The sequence below is a fragment of the Mycobacterium sp. MUNTM1 genome (assembly GCF_054660795.1).
Map to the genome: position 1 here is coordinate 16,685 of NZ_BAAGDE010000048.1, position 18,322 is coordinate 35,006.

Consider the following 18,322-nt stretch of genomic DNA (forward strand, 5'->3'; position numbering starts at 1 on the left):
CCACCCCCTTGTCCGTGGTCGGTGTTGCTCACGCGGCACGCGCGGCCGCTACACCCTAGATCAGCGACGGAGAGGGCGTCACGCGAGCCAGCCGGTCCCACGATCGCCTGGCTCGCGAGCGATCCGCGGCGCGGCGCTGGCAGGATGACATCTCATGAGCGGCACACGAGCCGACGGCGCAGGCGACGTGGCGTTGATCATCGCCGTCAAGAGGTTGGCCGCGGCCAAGACCAGGCTGGCCCCGGTCTTCTCGGCGCGCACCCGGGAAAGCGTGGTGCTCGCCATGTTGATGGACACGCTGACCGCCGCCGGACGTGTCCGATCGCTGGGCTCGATCACCGTGATCACGCCCGACGACGCCGCGGCGGCCGCGGCCACCGACCTGGGCGCCGATGTGCTCGCCGATCCGACGCCCGAGGGCCACCCCGATCCGCTGAACAACGCGATCGCCACCGCGGAGCGCGCGGTGGGCAATTCCTTCGCCAATGTCGTTGCGCTGCAAGGAGATTTACCGGCGCTGCAGACTCAGGAGCTGAACGAGGCGATCGCCGCCGCACGCCAGCACCGGCGCAGCTTCGTTGCCGACCGGCTGGCGACGGGCACCGCGGCGCTGTTTGCGTTCGGTGGCCCGCTCGACCCCCGGTTCGGGTCCGATTCCTCGGCGCGGCACCGCAGTTCGGGCGCGATCGAGCTGACCGGCGCGTGGCCCGGCCTGCGGTGCGACGTCGACACTCCCAGCGACCTCGCCGCCGCCCGCCGCCTCGGGGTGGGGGCGGCGACCGCCCGGGCCATCGCGCCGCACTGATTTCGATCACCCTGGGCAAATCTGTCCGACGGGTGAACGTCGCCCCAACGGCGAATGGATGTCCCTCGAGCGCTAGCAGCACCCGCGCGTGATGCGCGATGATCGCAGGGTGACTGAAATCGAAGCTGAGGCGCGACCCGACGAGAATTTGTGGCATTCAGGCGACTCGGCCGTGGCGGCACCACCGGCTGCGACCCAGGCCGCGCTGACCGATCTGCCGGACGATCGTTACCTCAACCGCGAACTGAGCTGGCTGGACTTCAACGCCCGGGTGCTCGCTCTGGCCGACGACAACTCGTTGCCGCTGCTGGAACGCGCCAAGTTCCTGGCGATCTTCGCCTCCAACCTCGACGAGTTCTACATGGTGCGCGTCGCCGGCCTCAAACGCCGGGACGAGATGGGTCTGTCGGTTCGCTCCGCCGACGGGTTGACGCCGCGCAAGCAACTCGCCCTGATCGGGGAACAGACTCAGCGGATCGCGACCCGGCACGCGCGCGTGTTCCTCGATTCGGTGCGTCCGTCGCTCGCCGAGGAAGGCATCCACATCGTCACGTGGGCCGACCTCGATCAGGCCGAGCGCGACGAATTGTCGACCTATTTCACCGAACAGGTCTTCCCCGTCCTGACACCGCTGGCCGTCGATCCCGCGCACCCGTTCCCGTTCGTGAGCGGGCTGAGCCTGAACCTCGCGGTGATGGTGCGCCAACCCGAGGACGGCGGTCAGCACTTCGCGCGAGTCAAGGTGCCCAACAACGTCGATCGCTTCGTCGAACTCCCCGCCATCGACAGCGCCGACGGCTCGGGGCGGACCATCGTCCGCTACCTGCCGATGGAAGAGTTGATCGCGGCCTTCCTTCCTCTTCTGTTCCCGGGCATGGAAATCGTGGAGCACCACGCATTTCGCATCACCCGCAACGCCGACATGGAGGTCGAAGAAGACCGCGACGAGGATCTGTTGCAGGCGCTGGAACGGGAATTGGCGCGCCGGCGGTTCGGCCCGCCGGTGCGACTCGAGATCGCCGACGACATGACCGAGGGCATGCTCGAATTGCTACTGCGCGAACTCGACGTGCATCCCGGTGACGTCATCGAAGTGCCGGGCCTGCTCGACCTTTCGTCGCTGTGGCAGATCTACGGCCTGGACCGGCCGGCGCTCAAGGACCCGGCGTTCGTGCCGGACACCCACCCCGCCTTCGCCGACCGCGAATCTCCCAAGAGCATCTTCGCGACACTGCGCGAGGGCGACGTCCTGGTGCACCACCCGTATGACTCCTTCTCCACCAGCGTGCAGCGCTTCATCCAGCAGGCCGCCGCGGACCCCAACGTGCTGGCGATCAAACAGACGCTGTACCGCACCTCCGGCGATTCGCCGATCGTGCGGGCGCTGATCGAAGCGGCCGAGGCCGGAAAGCAGGCCGTGGCGCTCGTCGAGATCAAGGCGCGCTTCGATGAACAGGCCAACATCCGTTGGGCGCGTGCACTCGAGCAGGCGGGCGTGCACGTGGTGTACGGGCTCGTCGGCCTCAAGACGCACTGCAAGACGTGCCTGGTGGTGCGTCGCGAGGGTTCGGCGATCCGGCGGTACTGCCACATCGGGACCGGTAACTACAACAGCAAGACCGCCCGCCTGTATGAGGATGTCGGCCTGCTGACGGCGAACCCCGACATCGGCGCGGACCTCACCGATTTGTTCAATTCGCTTACTGGATATTCCCGTAAGGTCTCCTACCGCAATCTGCTGGTGGCACCGCACGGAATTCGCGCCGGCATCATCGAACGCGTCGAACGCGAGATCGAAGCGCACCGCGAACGCGGCAACGGGCGCATCCGCCTGAAGATGAATGCGCTCGTCGACGAGCAGGTGATCGACGCGCTGTATCGGGCGTCGCAGGCGGGAGTGCGGGTCGAGGTCGTGGTGCGCGGCATCTGCGCGCTGCGCCCGGGCGCCGAGGGTTTCTCCGAAAACATCTTCGTCCGCTCGATTCTCGGCCGCTTCCTGGAGCACTCGCGAATCATCCATTTCCGCAACATCAACGAGTTCTGGATCGGCAGCGCGGACATGATGCACCGCAATCTCGATCGGCGGGTGGAGGTGCTGGCTCAGGTCAAGGACCCCAAGCTCACCGCGCAGCTCGACGAATTGTTCGAATCCGCACTGGACCCGTCGACCCGGTGCTGGGAATTGGGGCCCGACGGGCAGTGGACCCCGTCGCCCCAGGAAGGCCATACCGTGCGCGACCACCAAGTATCCTTGATGGAGCGCCATCGCAGTCCTTAGCTCTGTGCGGTGACTTCGGAGTTGTTTCTCCGGCCCGCACCTTGATCAAGCGTGCGGCCTGAGGTGAATTGATCTGCAGGAGTTGAGGTGCCGACCCAGAATTCGTCCACCGCTCGGCGCTCCGGAAGCCGAGTCGTCTATGCCGCCGGCGCGGTGCTATGGCGACCCGGCAACGGTGACGCGGACGACCACGACGTGGAGATCGCCGTCATACACCGTCCCCGGTATGACGACTGGTCCCTGCCCAAAGGCAAGGTGGACCCGGGCGAGACGGCCCCGGTGGCCGCCGTGCGCGAGGTGCACGAGGAGACGGGCCAGCATGCCATCCTCGGCAGGCGGCTCGACTTGGTGAGCTATCCAATCGACCAGGGCGTCAAAAAGGTCTACTACTGGGCGGCGCGCGCCACCGGCGGCGAATTCGTGCCGGGCCACGAGGTGGACCGGTTGCTCTGGCTCCCGCTCGCCGAGGCGATGCAGAGGCTCGACTACGCGCAAGACCGAAAAGTGTTGCGCCACTTCAACAAAAAGCCAGCCGACACGCAAACCGTGTTGGTGGTCCGGCACGGCACGGCCGGCCGCAAATCGCGTTTCTCCGGCGATGACGCCAAGCGACCCCTGGACAAACGGGGCCGTGCGCAGGCTGAGGCGCTGGTCCCACAGCTGCTCGCCTTCGGTGCCTCGGAGGTGTATGCGGCCGACCGGGTCCGCTGCCACCAGACCGTGGAACCGCTCGCCGAGGACTTGGGCGTGCCCGTGCAGAACGAGCCCACCCTCACCGAAGAGGCCTATGCGAAGAACGCGAAACGCGCACGCCACCGAATGCTGGACATCGCCGACCAGAAGGGCACACCGGTTGTCTGCACGCAGGGCAAGGTGATTCCGGACTTGATCGCGTGGTGGTGTGAGCGCGATGGCGTGCGGCCCGACAAGTCGCGCAACCACAAGGGCAGCGCCTGGGTGCTGTCGCTGTTAGACGGGCGATTGGTGGCCGCCGACCACATCGGCGGCGCGCTGGCCGCCAACGTCCGCGCCTAGGCGGCCCGCCGCGCCCGGCGACCGCGGCTAAGCGCACGAATACCCTTCGGGGGCACCGCTGCCGCCCGAAGGGTATTCGTGTCTAGAACTTGACTCCGCTTACTTGCGACCGCGGCGCGCGGTCGTCTTCTTGGCGGCAGCCTTGCGGGCCGGAGCCTTGCTCGCGGCCTTCTTGGCCGGAGCCTTGGTCACGGCCTTCTTGGCCGGAGCCTTCTTGACCGCAGCCTTCTTGGCCGGAGCCTTGGTCGCGGCCTTGCGGACCGGAGCCTTGGTCGCGGTCTTCTTGGCCGGGGCCTTGGTCGCGGCCTTGCGAGCCGGAGCCTTCTTGGCCGCCGCCTTCTTGGCGGGAGCCTTCTTGGCCGCCGCCTTCTTGGCGGGAGCCTTCTTCGCGGCGGTCTTCTTGGCCGCACCACCCGCTACCACACCGCGCTTGACGGCCGGGCCGTCCGACGGGAGGCGCTGTGCGCCAGACACAACCGCTTTGAACTGAGCACCGGGGCGGAACGCCGGGACGGACGTCGGCTTCACCTTCACCGTCTCACCGGTCCGCGGGTTGCGGGCCACCCGCGCTGCGCGGCGGCGCTGTTCGAACACACCGAACCCGGTGATAGTGACGCTGTCGCCCTTGTGTACCGCACGCACAATGGTGTCGACAACGTTCTCGACCGCAGCGGTCGCCTGTCGACGGTCCGTGTTCAATTTAGTTGTGAGCACATCAATGAGCTCTGCCTTGTTCATCAATCCCTCCGACACTAGTGGTCCTCGATTTGAACCGACTAGTGGACACGGTAAACCCTCACCCAGCAAATTTCCAAGAGCCACGCGCAATTTCAGGGCAAGGCGCCCGCCGATTTCGCAATCCGGTTGCCGCCCTTGACCGGTGGGTGGTGTTAAAAATCGGCTCGGTTTAGTTAGCCGATCAAGCAGAAAATCGGCCTCGGCCGACTACTCAAGAGGTGGGCAGAGTACGCGGTTTCCACTCTGGATACCCCGCTTCGAATGACTCGATTTTATCGAGTTTCCGCAGCGTAAGGGCTATATCGTCAAGGCCTTCGAGTAGTCGCCATGCGGTGTGGTCGTCAATCTTGAACGGCAGCACCGTCGTTCCCGCGGTGATATTTCGATCTTGAAGATTGACAGTGATTTCCAAGCCCGGGCTCTGCTCGATCAGCTTCCAGAGCAGCTCCACACCGTCCTGAGAAACTTCGGCCGCCAGCAGTCCCGCCTTGCCGGCGTTGCCCCGGAAAATGTCACCGAATCGAGACGAGATGACCACCCGGAACCCGTAGTCCATCAGTGCCCACACCGCATGCTCACGCGAGGACCCCGTCCCGAAATCGGGCCCGGCGACTAGCACTGACCCCCGATCAAAGGGGCTGAGGTTGAGCACGAATGACGGATCCGACCGCCAGCTGGCGAACAAGCCGTCCTCGAAACCGGTTCGGGTGACACGCTTCAAATACACCGCCGGAATGATCTGATCGGTGTCGACATTGGAGCGCCGCAGCGGCACACCGATACCGGTGTGGGTGTGAAATGCTTCCATGCTCATCCCTTCAACAGTCGAATTTCGTCAGCTCAAATCGGCTGGAGCAGACAATGTGCCGCGCACGGCCGTCGCCGCGGCAACGGCCGGGGACACCAAATGCGTGCGGCCGCCTTTACCCTGGCGCCCTTCAAAGTTGCGGTTGGACGTCGCGGCGCAGCGCTCCCCCGGCGCAAGCTGGTCGGGATTCATCCCCAGGCACATTGAGCAGCCCGCTTGGCGCCATTCGGCGCCCGCGGACGTGAAAACCTCACCCAGCCCTTCGGCTTCGGCCTGCGCGCGCACCCGCATCGAGCCCGGCACCACGAGCATTCGCACCCCGGGGGCGACCTTGCGGCCGCGCAGCACGTCGGCGACCACGCGCAGATCTTCGATACGACCGTTGGTACAAGAGCCGACGAACACCGTGTCCACGGCGATGTCGCGCATCGGCGTGCCCGGCCGAAGGTCCATATACGCCAACGCTTTCTCCGCCGCCTGGCGCTGCGCGTCGTCGGTCATCAGCTCGGGATCCGGCACCGCATCGGCCAGCGGAACGCCCTGGCCCGGGTTGGTGCCCCACGTCACGAACGGGCTCAGCGACGCGGCGTCGAGGTAGACCTCGGTGTCGAATTCGGCTCCGGGGTCGGTGTGCAGCTGCTGCCAATAACTCATCGCCGCATCCCATTGCGCCCCCTGTGGGGCGTGCGGGCGGCCGCGCAGGAACTCGAACGTGGTTTCGTCCGGAGCCACCATTCCCGCCCGGGCGCCGGCTTCGATGCTCATATTGCAGACCGTCATCCGGCCTTCCATCGACAGCGATTCGATGGTGCTGCCGCGGTATTCGATGACGTGGCCCTGCCCGCCGCCGGTGCCGATCTTGGCGATCAGCGCGAGAATGATGTCCTTGGCCGTCACGCCGGCGGGCAACCGCCCGTCGACATTGACCGCCATCGTCTTGAACGGCCGCAGCGGCAACGTCTGGGTGGCCAGTACGTGCTCGACCTCCGATGTGCCAATTCCCATGGCCAGAGCGCCGAATGCGCCGTGCGTCGAGGTGTGACTATCCCCACAGACGACCGTCATTCCGGGCTGGGTGAGGCCCAGCTGCGGCCCGACCACGTGCACGATGCCCTGCTCGACGTCGCCCATCGGGTATAGCCGCACACCGAATTCGGCACAATTTCGCCGCAGTGTCTCGACCTGGGTTCGCGACACCGGGTCGGCAATCGGCTTGTCGATATCGGTGGTCGGCACGTTGTGATCCTCAGTGGCCAGCGTCAGATCGGGGCGGCGGACCGGCCGGCCGGCCAGGCGCAGGCCGTCGAAAGCCTGTGGGCTGGTGACCTCGTGCACCAGATGCAAATCGATGTAGATCAGGTCCGGCTCGCTGGCCCCACCGGATACCACAACGTGGTCATCCCAAACTTTTTCGGCCAGAGTGCGCGGTTTGGGGGCAGCCCCCGCCGCCCCTTGGTCGATTCCCATATCGAACTCGCCTCAATTCGCCTCGTTGGCGGCTCGCCGATCATCCGGGCTGTGATCTCAGAATGCGAGACGCTAGTATCTTCTTGTGAGACAGCATAGCGGCATCGGCGTCCTGGACAAAGCCGTGGTTATCCTCCACACCATCTCCCAATCACCCTGTGGGTTAGCCGAACTGTGTGAGCGGACCTCCCTGCCCCGCGCCACGGCCTACCGGCTGGCCGCCGCCCTCGAGGTACATCGCCTGCTGGCGCGCGACGACGAAGGACGCTGGCTGCTCGGCCCGGCCGTCACCGAGCTCGCGGCCCACGTCAACGATCCGCTGCTGGCCGCCAGCAGCGCGGTGCTGCCGCTGTTGCGCGAAACCACCGGTGAGAGCGTGCAGCTGTACCGCCGCGAGGGCACCGACCGCGTCTGCGTGGCCGCGCTGGAACCCGCTGCGGGCCTTCGCGATACGGTTCCGATCGGGGCGCGATTGCCGATGACGGCCGGGTCCGGCGCCAAAGTGCTACTGGCTCATAGCGACGCGGCCACCCAGAAAAAGGTGCTCGCGACGGCGAAATTCACCGAACGGGCCCTGGCCGAAGTCCGGCGGCGGGGTTGGGCCCAGAGCGTGGCCGAGCGCGAGCCGGGCGTGGCGAGTGTGTCGGCGCCGGTGCGCGACGGCCGCGGTGCCGTCGTCGCGGCGATCTCGGTGTCGGGTCCTATCGACCGGATCGGTCGGCGCCCCGGGGCGCGCTGGGCCGCCGACCTGCTGTCCGCCGCCGAGGCGCTCACCCGCCGCCTCTGAGCCACCAGCCCACACCGGATGGCAACCCGCCTGACAGACTGACCGGCATGGGAACCAATCAGCGCGCGAGCATCGTCATGTCCGAAGACGAGATCGCCGATTTCGTCGTGAAGAGCCGCACCGGCACGCTGGCCACCATCGGCGCCGACGGCCAGCCTCACCTGACCGCCATGTGGTACGCCGTCGTCGACGGCGAGATCTGGCTGGAGACCAAGGCCAAGTCGCAGAAGGCCATCAACCTCAAGCGCGACCCGCGGGTGAGCTTCCTGATCGAGGACGGCCACACGTACGACACACTGCGCGGGGTGTCCTTCGAGGGCGTGGCCGAGATCGTCGACGATCCCGATGTCGCACACCGCGTGGGCGTCAGCGTCTGGGAGCGCTACACCGGTCCCTACAGCGACGACATGAAACCGTTCGTCGAGCAGATGATGAACAAGCGGGTCTGCGTCCGCATCGTGGCCCGTCGGGCTCGCTCGTGGGATCACCGCAAACTCGGTTTGCCGGCCATGCCGGTGGGTGGATCGACAGCACCGGCGGTCCTGGGGACCGGCCAGTAGCTGCGATATTTGTAGCCCCGATGGGATTCGAACCCACGCTACCGCCGTGAGAGGGCGGCGTCCTAGGCCGCTAGACGACGGGGCCAGAAACGATCCGAGCAGTCAGCATAGCTCACCCCGCTAAGCCCACCTAATCGTTTGAGACTGAGAGCTTTAGCGAGAGTTTTGCTGGGGTACCAGGACTCGAACCTAGAATGGCTGAACCAGAATCAGCTGTGTTGCCAATTACACCATACCCCATTGGCTGCCTAAAACCGCTGGTCAGCGTCGATTGCGGGCTTTCATAAGCTCTTTGGAGTCCGCCGCCGCCAGCCGTTGTCGGCCTTTCGTAAACCGCAGTGCAGACTACCAAAGTCTCGGCGGGCACTCCGCACGCCTGGTGCCTCCCCGCTCAGGCGGGGTCCCTTCCGGCCCTCTCGCGCGCGGCGCGCAGTCGCCCCATGCTGCGGTCGCGGCCCAGCAGCTCCAGCGACTCGAACAACGGAGGGCTGATCGTCGTCCCGGTCGCCCCCACCCGGATCGGGCCGAACGCCTTGCGCGGTTTGAGGCCCAGGTTGTCGATGAGCGCGGCCTTGAGCGCCGCTTCGATCTGCGGCGCCGTCCAATCCGTGACGGCGTCCAGCGCGGGCAGCGCCGCGTCCAGCACCGCGGCGCCGTCGGCTCCCAACTCCTTGGCGGCGGCCTTGGGGTCGAGCGCGTATTCGGCGTCGTTGAGGAACTTCAGCAGGTCCCACGCGTCACCGAGCACCACGATCCGGGTCTGCACCAGGTCGGCGGCGGTGGCGAAGGCGGCGTCGTCCAGTTCGAGGCGATGGCCGTGGACGTTGAGATAGTCGCGCAGCCTGGCGGTGAAGTCGTCGGGCGCCAGCAGCCGAATGTGTTCGGCGTTGAGCGCGTCCGCCTTCTTCTGGTCGAAGCGGGCCGGATTGGAGTTGACGTTGACCACGTCGAACGCGGCCACCATCTCGTCGAGGCTGAACACGTCGTGGTCGTCGGCGATGGCCCAGCCGAGCAACGCGAGATAGTTGAGCAGACCTTCAGGGATGAAGCCGCGGTCGCGGTGGACGAACAGGTTGGACTGCGGGTCGCGCTTGGAGAGTTTTTTGGTTCCCTCCCCCAATACCGTTGGCAGGTGCGCGAACTGCGGGGTCTGCTCGGCCACGCCGATGCGGATCAGCGCCTGATACAGCGCCAGCTGGCGCGGGGTCGACGGCAGCAGGTCCTCGCCGCGCAGCACGTGGGTGATCTTCATCAGCGCGTCGTCACACGGGTTCACCAAGGTGTACAACGGATCTCCGTTGGCGCGGGTCAAGGCGAAATCCGGCACCGACCCGGCCGTGAAGCTGGTGGTGCCGCGAACCAGGTCGTCCCACGCGAGGTCTTCGTCGGGCATGCGCAGCCGCACCACGGGTTTGCGGCCCTCGGCCAGGAATGCGGCGCGCTGGGAATCGGTCAGCTGCCGGTCGAAATTGTCGTAGCCCAGCTTGGGATTACGGCCCGCGGCGACATGGCGCGCCTCGACCTCCTCCGGCGTCGAGAAGGCGTAGTACGCCTCGCCCGCTTCAAGCAGCCGGGCCACCACGTCGTGATAGATCTCACTGCGCTGCGACTGGCGGTACGGGCCGTAGGGTCCGCCCACCTCGGGCCCCTCGTCCCAATCCAGGCCGAGCCAGCGCAGCGCGTCCAGCAGCGCCAGATAGCTTTCCTCGCTGTCGCGCTGCGCATCGGTGTCCTCGATGCGAAACACGAACGTGCCTCCGGTGTGTCGGGCGTACGCCCAATTGAACAGCGCCGTGCGGACCATTCCGACGTGCGGGGTTCCGGTCGGCGAGGGACAGAATCGGACCCGGACCAGGGGCGCTTGTGCTGGTGCAGTCACGATTTTCCTTTACGGACCACGGGATTGGTGAGGGTGCCGATGCCCTCGATGGTGATGGAGACGGTGTCGCCGTCCTCGATGGGGCCGACGCCCGCCGGCGTGCCGGTGAGGATGATGTCGCCGGGTAGCAGGGTCATCACGGCCGAAATCCACTCGACGATCGATCCGATGTCGTGGATCAGCAGCGAGGTGCGGCTGTGCTGCTTGACGTCGCCGTTGACCTCGGTGCGCAAGTCCAGATCGCCGGGGTCCAGCGGCTTGAGATCGGTGACGATCCACGGGCCCACCGGACAGAAGGTGTCATGCCCCTTGGCCCTGGTCCACTGCCCGTCGGATTTTTGTTGATCGCGCGCCGAGACGTCGTTGCCGATGGTGTAGCCGAGGATGTTCTCCGCCGCCTGGGCCGCCGAGACTTCCTTGCAGGGCCGGCCGATGACCACCCCCAGCTCGCCCTCGAAGTGCACCGGTGATGCGTTGGCGGGCAACCGAATCGGCACGTTCGGCCCGATGATCGCAGTGTTGGGCTTGAGGAAGATGACCGGATCCACCGGGGCGGGACCGGTCGTGTCCTTCATCTCGGCGATGTGATCGGCGTAGTTCTTCCCGACACATACCACCTTGCTGGCAAGTATCGGGGCGAGCAGCCGGACGTCGGCCAGCGGCCATGAACGGCCGGTGAAGTTCGGCGTGCCGAATGGATGCTCGGCGATCTCGCGCGCGATCATCTCGGCTGGGTCGTTGAGGTCACCTTCGATACTGACGAAGGCGACACCGTCCGGGCTGGCGATTCGACCAAGGCGCATTTGGTTGAGCCTAGTGACGGTCGCGAGCGCGGCGTAGCCGGGCGTGGCGGGCCGGCACCCAACGGGCGAGTGACGGTCGCGAGCGCGGCGTAGCCGGGCGTGGCGGCCCGGCACCCAACGGGCGAAATTGGAGGCGGCAATGACGGGCGACGGCACAAGTCCTGCCCCTAAATTTCCCACCGGTATGCAAGCATGGGGAATGCAGATCGACCCTGCCGCTACGCCCGAAGTCGGCGCGGGCGCGCGCTGGTCGATCATGATCGTTTCGCTGCTGGCAACGGCAAGTTCGTTCCTTTTCATCAACGGTGTCGCGTTCCTCATCCCGTCGCTGCAAGGCGCCCGGGGAATCCGTTTGGACGAAGCCGGTCTGCTCGCCTCGATGCCCAGCTGGGGCATGGTGGTCACGCTGGTGCTCTGGGGTTATGTGCTGGACCGGGTGGGCGAACGAGTGGTGATGACCACCGGCTCGGCGCTTACTGCGGCGGCGGCCTATGCTGCGGCGTCGGCGCATTCGATGGTGCTGATCGCCGTGTATCTGTTTCTCGGCGGGATGGCCGCCGCCAGTTGCAACACCGCAGGCGGGCGGTTGGTGTCCGCCTGGTTCCCGCCGCACCAGCGCGGACTGGCCATGGGTATCCGTCAGACCGCTCAACCCTTGGGAATCGCCTTGGGCGCGATGATAATTCCGGAACTCGCCGAACACGGGCCGCAGGCGGGCCTCAGGTTCACCGCGCTGGCGTGCGTGCTCGGCGCGGTACTGAGCGTGGTCGGAATCGTCGACCCACCTCGGAAACCTCGCGCGAGCGCAAGTGAGCAGGAACTCGCCAGCCCGTATCGAGGGTCGTTGACGCTATGGCGAATTCACGCCGTGGCGGGTCTGATGATGATGCCGCAGACCGTGACCGTGACGTTCATGCTGGTGTGGCTGATCAAGAACCTGCACTGGTCGGTTGCGGCCGCCGGTGGATTGGTCACCCTCTCACAGCTACTCGGGGCGATCGGCCGCGTCGCCGTGGGCCGCTGGTCCGACCGACTGGGCTCACGCATGCGACCCGTGCGCTACATCGCCGCCGCGGCCGTGGTGGTCCTGCTGATGCTGGCCTGGGCCGATTACATGAATACGTGGCTGCAGGCCCCGCTCATGGTCACCATCGCCGTGATCGCGGTACTCGACAACGGGCTCGAGGCCACCGCCATCACCGAATTCGCCGGGCCGTACTGGAGCGGACGCTCGCTGGGCATTCAGAACACCACCCAGCGGATGATGGCGGCCGCCGGCCCACCGCTATTCGGTGCGCTGATTTCGGCCGCGAAGTATCCGCCGGCATGGATGTTGTGTGCGTTGTTCCCGCTGGCGGCGGTGCCGCTGGTGCCGACGCGGTTACTTCCACCCGGCCTGGAGACTAGAGCCCGGACGCAATCCTTTCGCCGACTTCGGCGGTGGATATCTTTCCGCTCGGGCGACTGGCCAGATGGGACGCCACGGCCCGGTCCACTCGCGCGGCGGCAGCGTCTTCGCCGAGATGGGCGAGCAGGAGCGCCACCGACATGATGGCTGCGGTCGGGTCGGCGATGCCTTGACCGGCGATGTCCGGTGCGCTGCCGTGGACGGGCTCGAACATCGAGGGATTGGTCCCGCTGCCGTCGATATTTCCACTGGCCGCCAAGCCAATTCCGCCACACACCGCCGCTGACAGGTCGGTGATGATGTCGCCGAACAGGTTGTCGGTGACGATCACGTCGAAGCGGCCGGGGTCGGTGACCATGAAGATCGTCGCGGCGTCGATGTGTTGATACGCCACCTCGACGTCGGGATAGTCACGTCCGACCTCGGCCACGATGCGCGACCACAGCCTGCCGGCGAAGGTCAGCACGTTGGTTTTGTGCACCAGTGTCAAGTGCTTTCTGCGTCGCTGGGCACGCTCGAACGCGTCGGCCACCACCCGGCGCACACCGAAAGCCGTGTTCTGGCTTACCTCGGTGGCGACTTCGTTGGGCGTTCCGACGCGGATGGCGCCGCCGGTGCCGGTGTAGGGGCCTTCGGTTCCCTCGCGCACCACCACGAAGTCGATCTCTGGGTTGCCGGCCAGCGGGCTGTTCACTCCCGGATACAGCCGGCCCGGCCGCAGGTTGATGTGGTGGTCCAGCTCAAAACGCAGGCGCAGCAACAACCCTCGCTCCAGCACGCCGCTGGGCACCGACGGGTCACCGATGGCCCCGAGCAGGATGGCGTCATGCGCGCGCAGCTCGTCGACGACCGAGTCCGGCAGCAGCTCGCCGGTGGCGTGGTAGCGCCGCGCACCCAGGTCGTAGCTGGTCTTGTCCACCCCGGGCAGCACCGCGTCCAGAACTTTGATGGCCTCGGAAACGACTTCGGGCCCGATACCATCGCCCTCGATCACCGCCAACTTCACGACAGATCAACCACCTCAAGCTTGTTGGCGCCGACGGCCGCGCCGATTTCGGCGCGCACGTCACCCGGCACGTCGCGGTCCAGGCGCAGCAGGATCGTCGCACCCGGGCCCTCGGCGTCCTCGGACAGTTGCGCGGCTTCGATGTTCACCCCGGCCGAACCCAGCAGCGTGCCGATCTTGCCCAGCGCGCCGGGCTGATCGACGTAGTTGATCACCAGGTTGGTTCCCCGGGCGCGCAGATCGAAGTTGCGCCCGTTGATCTGAACGATCTTCTCCACCAGCTGCGGCCCGGACAGGGTGCCGGCGACGTTGACGGCGGTGCCGTCGTGCGCAACCGCGCGTACGTCGACCACACTGCGGTGGTTCGGGCTTTCCGAGGCGGTGCCGATTTCGGCGGTGATGCCGCGTTCTTCGGCCAGCGCCGGGGCGTTGACGAACGTCACCGGTCCCTCGACGACGGCCGAGAACAACCCGCGCAGCGCCGAAAGCTTAAGCACCTCAACGTCTTCGGAGGCAAGTTCGCCGCGCACCTGCACCGACAGCGACACCGGCGGGCCGTCGGACAGCGTGGCGGCCAGCACCCCGAGCTTGCGCACCAGGTCCAGCCAGGGCGCCACCTCCTCGTTGACCACCCCGCCGCCGACGTTGACCGCGTCGGGGACGAATTCCCCGGCCAGAGCGAGCTTCACGCTTGCCGCGACGTCGGTGCCGGCCCGATCCTGCGCCTCCTCGGTCGACGCGCCCAGATGCGGTGTGACCACCACCTGTGGCAGCTCGAACAGCGGGCTGTCCGTGCACGGCTCCTTGGAGAAGACGTCCAGGCCGGCCGCGCGCACGTGGCCGCTGCGCACCGCGTCGGCCAGCGCGGCCTCGTCGACCAGGCCGCCCCGGGCGGCGTTGACGATGATGACGCCCGGCTTCGTCTTCGCCAGCGCGTCCTTGTCGATCAGGCCGGCGGTCTCGGGCGTCTTCGGCAGGTGCACCGAGATGAAGTCGGCGCGGCCCAACAGTTCGTCCAAGGTCAGCAGTTCGATGCCCAGCTGCGCGGCGCGAGCCGGCGACACGTAGGGGTCGTAGGCGATCAGGTGGGTGCCGAAGGCGCTGAGCCGCTGGGCAACCAGCTGCCCGATCCGGCCCAGGCCCACCACGCCCACCGTCTTGCCGAAGATCTCGGTGCCCGAAAAGGACGACCGCTTCCAGGCATGCTCGCGCAGCGAGGCGTCGGCGGCCGGAACCTGGCGGGCCGCGGACAGTAGCAGCGCCAGCGCGTGCTCGGCGGCGCTGTGGATGTTCGATGTCGGCGCGTTGACCACCAGCACACCGCGCTCTGTGGCGGCGTTGACGTCGACGTTGTCCAGGCCTACCCCGGCGCGGGCAACGATCTTCAGCTTGGGCGCGGCCGCCAGCACCTCGGCGTCGACCGTGGTGGCCGAGCGCACCAGCAGCGCATCGGCCTCCGGCACGGCGGCCAGCAGCTTCTCCCGATCCGGGCCGTCTACCCAGCGCACCTCGACCTGGTCGCCCAGGGCGGCGACGGTGGATTCGGCGAGCTTGTCGGCAATGAGTACAACAGGCAGATTCACCCGGCCAGCCTATCGGCTGTAATTGACGCGTGGACGTCACCATCGTCGGCAGCGGACCCAACGGGTTGACCGCCGCCGTAATCTGCGCCCGGGCCGGCCTGAAGGTGCAGGTCGTCGAAGCTCAGCCGACCTTTGGCGGGGGTGCGCGCACCGCACCCGACCCAGATTCTGCGGGAGTCTTGCACGACATCTGCTCCGCCGTGCACCCGTTGGCGCTGGCGTCGCCGTTCTTCAAGGAATTCGACCTGCCGGCCCGCGGCGTCCAGCTGGCGGTGCCCGAGATTTCGTACGCCAACCCGCTGCCCGGGCGCCCCGCGGCCATCGCCTACCGCGACCTGGACCGCACCTGCGCCGAACTCGAGCACGGCGCGTCCTTCCGATGCCTGCTCGGGCCGCTGGTCGAGCGTTCCGACGACGTGGTGGCCCTGCTGCTGGGCGACAAAAGGTCGGTGCCGAACTCGCTGCCGTCGGCGGTGCGGCTGGGGCTGCGGATGCTGACCCAAGGCACCCCGGCCTGGGCGACGCTGGCCGGCGAGGACGCCCGCGCGCTGTTCACCGGCGTTGCCGCACATATCATTTCGCGAATGCCGTCGCTGACCGCGGCCGGCGCCGGGTTGATGCTGGCCACCCTCGCGCATTCGGTTGGCTGGCCGATTCCGGTGGGCGGCAGCCAGGCGATCACCGACGCCCTGATCGCCGACCTGCGCGCGCACGGTGGCGAGCTCACCGCGGGCACCGAGGTGACAGAGCCGCCCGGTGGGGTCGTCGCCTTCGACACCGCGCCCACCGCGCTGCTGCGCATCTACGGCGACGCCCTGCCCGCTCGCTACGCTAAAGCGTTGCGGCGCTATACCTTTGGCCCCGGGGTCGCCAAGGTCGACTTCGTGCTCAGCGACGAGATCCCGTGGTCGGACCCCCGGCTGCGGCAGGCCCCCACCCTGCATCTCGGCGGCACCCGGGCGCAGATGGCGCGCGCCGAGGCCGACATCGCCGCGGGACGGCACGCGCAGTGGCCCATGGTGCTGGCCGCGTCGCCGCACGTCGCCGACGCCGGCCGCATCGGCGCCGCCGGGCGGCGGCCCTTCTGGACCTATGCCCACGTGCCGTCGGGGTCCACCGTGGACGCGACCGAAGCGGTGACAACGGTGGTCGAGCGGTTCGCCCCCGGTTTCCGGGACGTCGTGGTGGCGGCGCGCGCGGTGCCCGCCGCGCGGTTGTGCGACCACAACGCCAACTACGTGGGCGGCGACATCGGGATGGGCGGCAATTCGGCCTGGCGGGCGATCGCCGGCCCGACACCGCGGCTAAACCCTTGGCGCACAGCGATTCCCAAGGTGTACCTGTGCTCCGCGGCCACCCCACCGGGCGGCGGGGTGCACGGCATGGCCGGCTACTACGCGGCCCGCACGTTGTTGCGCCGGGAATTCGGGATCGACACGATCCCGAATCTGCGGCCTACGATAACGCCGTGACGAAACTCGCGATCATCTACTACTCGGCCACCGGCCATGGCACCACGATGGCGCAGCGCGTCGCCGCCGCGGCAGAGTCGGCGGGCGCCGAAGTCCGCCTGAGGCATGTCGCCGAAACGCAGGATCCCGAATCGTTCGCCCACAACCCGGCTTGGACGGCGAACTACGAGGCCACCAAGGACCTTCCGGCGGCCACCGGCGACGACATCGTCTGGGCGGATGCGGTGATCTTCGGTTCACCTACCCGATTCGGTTCTCCGGCAGCACAATTGCGCGCGTTCCTCGACTCGCTGGGCGGGCTGTGGGCGCAGGGCAAGCTCGCGGACAAGGTGTACGCGGGCTTCACGTCGTCCAATACCGTGCACGGCGGCCAGGAGACGACCCTGCTCTCGCTCTACATCACGCTGATGCATTTCGGCGGCATCATCGTGCCGCCGGGATACACCGACCCGTGCAAGTTCGTCGACGGCAATCCCTATGGGGCGAGCCTGGTCACCACCCACGACAACATCAAGGAATTCGACGAGCCGACCGGCACCGCCCTCGAGCATCTGGCCCGCCGGGTGGTCCAGACGGCGGGCCGCCTGGGCGCCTAGCCTCGACCGCCGAGCGTCACGCCAGCGTGACACCGGTGACCCAGTGTCACGCCAGCGTGGCGGGTCGTCAGGTCGTTAAGCCGTCAGGCCGTTTCGGTGATCGGCCGGTCGACCCAGCTCATCAGGTCACGCAGCTTCTTGCCGGTGACCTCGATGGGGTGCTCGGCGTTCTCCTTGCGCAGCTGCTCGAGTTGCTTGTTGCCACCCTCGACGTTGGCGACCAGCTTCTTGGTGAAGTCGCCGCTCTGGATGTCGCGCAGGATCTCTCGCATCCGCTCCTTGGTGCCGGCGTCGATGACGCGCGGACCCGAGAGGTAGCCGCCGAATTCCGCGGTGTCGGACACCGAGTAGTTCATCCGCGCGATGCCACCCTCGTACATCAGGTCGACGATCAGCTTGAGCTCGTGCAGCACCTCGAAGTAGGCCATCTCCGGCGGGTAGCCCGCCTCGACCATCACATCGAAACCGGTCTTCACCAATTCCTCTGTGCCACCGCACAACACGGCCTGCTCACCGAACAGGTCGGTCTCGGTCTCGTCCTTGAAGGTTGTCTTGATGACACCGGCGCGGGTGCCGCCGATCGCCTTGGCGTAGGACAGGGCCAGCGCCTCGCCCTCGCCGTTCGGGTCCTGGTCGACGGCGATCAGGCAGGGCACGCCCTTGCCGTCGACGAACTGCCGGCGCACCAGGTGCCCCGGGCCCTTCGGTGCCACCATGGCGATGGTGACGTTGGCCGGCGGCTTGATCAGGTCGAAGTGGATGTTGAGGCCGTGGCCGAAGAACAACGCGTCCCCATCCTCGAGGTTGGGTTCGATGTCGTTCTTGAAGATGTCGGCCTGCGCGGTGTCGGGCGCCAGCAGCATGATCACGTCGGCCCACTTGGCGACCTCGGCCGGGGTGTCGACGTCCAGGCCCTGCTCTTCGACCTTGGCCCGCGACTTCGAACCCTCCTTGAGGCCCACCTTCACCTGCACGCCGGAGTCGCGCAGGCTCAACGAGTGCGCGTGTCCCTGGCTGCCGTATCCGATGACGCCGACCTTGCGACCCTGGATGATCGTCAGGTCCGCATCGTCGTCGTAGAACATCGGCAATGTCTC

General features: G+C 67.1%; 15 protein-coding genes, 2 tRNA genes and 1 pseudogene. 8 read left to right on the forward strand and 10 right to left on the reverse strand.

Annotation, left to right across the window (positions count from 1 at the left end; translation table 11 throughout):
* The first annotated feature begins 154 nt into the window (after positions 1 to 154).
* From cofC to mutT1, 3 genes are all read left to right on the forward strand, one after another.
* On the forward strand, positions 155 to 805 hold the full coding sequence (cofC, locus tag ACYQ8K_RS22850) for a 2-phospho-L-lactate guanylyltransferase (RefSeq protein ID WP_459972555.1): 651 nt from the start codon (positions 155 to 157) through the stop codon (positions 803 to 805).
* 88 nt (positions 806 to 893) lie between these two features.
* Complete coding sequence (locus ACYQ8K_RS22855) at positions 894 to 3,083, forward strand: RNA degradosome polyphosphate kinase (RefSeq protein ID WP_459972556.1); 2,190 nt, start codon at positions 894 to 896, stop codon at positions 3,081 to 3,083.
* Positions 3,084 to 3,170: 87 nt separating this feature from the next.
* The gene (gene mutT1, locus ACYQ8K_RS22860; RefSeq protein ID WP_459972558.1) at positions 3,171 to 4,118 is read left to right on the forward strand and encodes an 8-oxo-(d)GTP phosphatase MutT1; all 948 of its coding nucleotides are present in this window, start codon (positions 3,171 to 3,173) and stop codon (positions 4,116 to 4,118) included.
* A gap of 99 nt (positions 4,119 to 4,217) precedes the next feature.
* Here mutT1 and ACYQ8K_RS22865 read toward each other — a convergent pair whose 3' ends face one another.
* The 3 genes from ACYQ8K_RS22865 to leuC all read right to left on the reverse strand — a co-directional run bounded on the left by ACYQ8K_RS22865 (position 4,218) and on the right by leuC (position 7,131).
* The gene (locus ACYQ8K_RS22865) at positions 4,218 to 4,856 is read right to left on the reverse strand and encodes an HU family DNA-binding protein (protein WP_459972560.1); all 639 of its coding nucleotides are present in this window, start codon (positions 4,854 to 4,856) and stop codon (positions 4,218 to 4,220) included.
* A gap of 211 nt (positions 4,857 to 5,067) precedes the next feature.
* Positions 5,068 to 5,664, reverse strand: coding sequence for a 3-isopropylmalate dehydratase small subunit (leuD, locus tag ACYQ8K_RS22870; protein WP_459972601.1), 597 nt, complete (start codon positions 5,662 to 5,664; stop codon positions 5,068 to 5,070).
* A gap of 27 nt (positions 5,665 to 5,691) precedes the next feature.
* Entirely contained in the window at positions 5,692 to 7,131 is a 1,440-nt protein-coding gene (gene leuC, locus ACYQ8K_RS22875) for a 3-isopropylmalate dehydratase large subunit (RefSeq protein WP_459972562.1), read from the reverse strand.
* Positions 7,132 to 7,216: 85 nt separating this feature from the next.
* Between leuC and ACYQ8K_RS22880 the strand changes: the two genes are divergently transcribed.
* Together ACYQ8K_RS22880 and ACYQ8K_RS22885 are read left to right on the forward strand one after the other, a co-directional pair.
* The gene (locus tag ACYQ8K_RS22880; protein WP_459972564.1) at positions 7,217 to 7,918 is read left to right on the forward strand and encodes an IclR family transcriptional regulator; all 702 of its coding nucleotides are present in this window, start codon (positions 7,217 to 7,219) and stop codon (positions 7,916 to 7,918) included.
* Between the two features lie 47 nt (positions 7,919 to 7,965).
* Entirely contained in the window at positions 7,966 to 8,478 is a 513-nt protein-coding gene (locus ACYQ8K_RS22885) for a pyridoxamine 5'-phosphate oxidase family protein (RefSeq protein WP_459972566.1), read from the forward strand.
* A 12-nt stretch (positions 8,479 to 8,490) separates the two neighbouring features.
* Here the strand turns inward: ACYQ8K_RS22885 and ACYQ8K_RS22890 are convergent.
* The 4 genes from ACYQ8K_RS22890 to ACYQ8K_RS22905 all read right to left on the reverse strand — a co-directional run bounded on the left by ACYQ8K_RS22890 (position 8,491) and on the right by ACYQ8K_RS22905 (position 11,160).
* Positions 8,491 to 8,563 (reverse strand) — tRNA-Glu (locus ACYQ8K_RS22890).
* Positions 8,564 to 8,646: 83 nt separating this feature from the next.
* Positions 8,647 to 8,718, reverse strand: a tRNA-Gln gene (locus ACYQ8K_RS22895).
* A 151-nt stretch (positions 8,719 to 8,869) separates the two neighbouring features.
* Positions 8,870 to 10,357 (reverse strand): glutamate--tRNA ligase, encoded by a 1,488-nt coding sequence (gene gltX / locus ACYQ8K_RS22900; protein ID WP_459972568.1) that lies wholly within the window; start codon positions 10,355 to 10,357, stop codon positions 8,870 to 8,872.
* Complete coding sequence (locus ACYQ8K_RS22905; protein ID WP_459972570.1) at positions 10,354 to 11,160, reverse strand: fumarylacetoacetate hydrolase family protein; 807 nt, start codon at positions 11,158 to 11,160, stop codon at positions 10,354 to 10,356. Before ACYQ8K_RS22905 ends, gltX begins: the two co-directional genes overlap by 4 nt.
* 199 nt (positions 11,161 to 11,359) lie before the next feature.
* On the opposite strand from ACYQ8K_RS22905, the pseudogene ACYQ8K_RS22910 reads away from it, so the two are divergent.
* Positions 11,360 to 12,430 (forward strand): annotated as a pseudogene (locus ACYQ8K_RS22910) (MFS transporter); the annotation flags it as partial.
* A 133-nt stretch (positions 12,431 to 12,563) separates the two neighbouring features.
* Here ACYQ8K_RS22910 and ACYQ8K_RS22915 read toward each other — a convergent pair.
* On the reverse strand, positions 12,564 to 13,574 hold the full coding sequence (locus ACYQ8K_RS22915) for a 3-isopropylmalate dehydrogenase (protein ID WP_459972572.1): 1,011 nt from the start codon (positions 13,572 to 13,574) through the stop codon (positions 12,564 to 12,566).
* On the reverse strand, positions 13,571 to 15,157 hold the full coding sequence (serA, locus tag ACYQ8K_RS22920; RefSeq protein ID WP_459972574.1) for a phosphoglycerate dehydrogenase: 1,587 nt from the start codon (positions 15,155 to 15,157) through the stop codon (positions 13,571 to 13,573). Before serA ends, ACYQ8K_RS22915 begins: the two co-directional genes overlap by 4 nt.
* 29 nt (positions 15,158 to 15,186) lie before the next feature.
* Here serA and ACYQ8K_RS22925 point away from each other — a divergent pair, with 29 nt between their 5' ends.
* Entirely contained in the window at positions 15,187 to 16,629 is a 1,443-nt protein-coding gene (locus ACYQ8K_RS22925) for a phytoene desaturase family protein (protein ID WP_459972576.1), read from the forward strand.
* A complete protein-coding gene (gene wrbA / locus ACYQ8K_RS22930; protein WP_459972578.1) occupies positions 16,626 to 17,225 on the forward strand; it encodes an NAD(P)H:quinone oxidoreductase in 600 nt (199 codons plus the stop codon). The genes ACYQ8K_RS22925 and wrbA overlap by 4 nt, the downstream gene beginning before the upstream one ends.
* 83 nt (positions 17,226 to 17,308) lie before the next feature.
* On the opposite strand, the gene ilvC is transcribed toward wrbA, so the two are convergent.
* Positions 17,309 to 18,310, reverse strand: a complete 1,002-nt coding sequence (gene ilvC, locus ACYQ8K_RS22935; protein ID WP_459972602.1) for a ketol-acid reductoisomerase — start codon at positions 18,308 to 18,310, stop codon at positions 17,309 to 17,311.
* Between the last annotated feature and the right edge of the window lie 12 nt (positions 18,311 to 18,322).

Coding starts and splice junctions, on each gene's coding strand:
- ilvC (WP_459972602.1), bottom strand. CDS start 18,310: ATGTTCTACGACGACGATGCGGACCTGACGATCATCCAGGGTCGCAAG.
- leuC (WP_459972562.1), bottom strand. CDS start 7,131: ATGGGAATCGACCAAGGGGCGGCGGGGGCTGCCCCCAAACCGCGCACT.
- ACYQ8K_RS22885 (WP_459972566.1), top strand. CDS start 7,966: ATGGGAACCAATCAGCGCGCGAGCATCGTCATGTCCGAAGACGAGATC.
- ACYQ8K_RS22905 (WP_459972570.1), bottom strand. CDS start 11,160: ATGCGCCTTGGTCGAATCGCCAGCCCGGACGGTGTCGCCTTCGTCAGT.
- leuD (WP_459972601.1), bottom strand. CDS start 5,664: ATGGAAGCATTTCACACCCACACCGGTATCGGTGTGCCGCTGCGGCGC.
- ACYQ8K_RS22865 (WP_459972560.1), bottom strand. CDS start 4,856: ATGAACAAGGCAGAGCTCATTGATGTGCTCACAACTAAATTGAACACG.
- cofC (WP_459972555.1), top strand. CDS start 155: ATGAGCGGCACACGAGCCGACGGCGCAGGCGACGTGGCGTTGATCATC.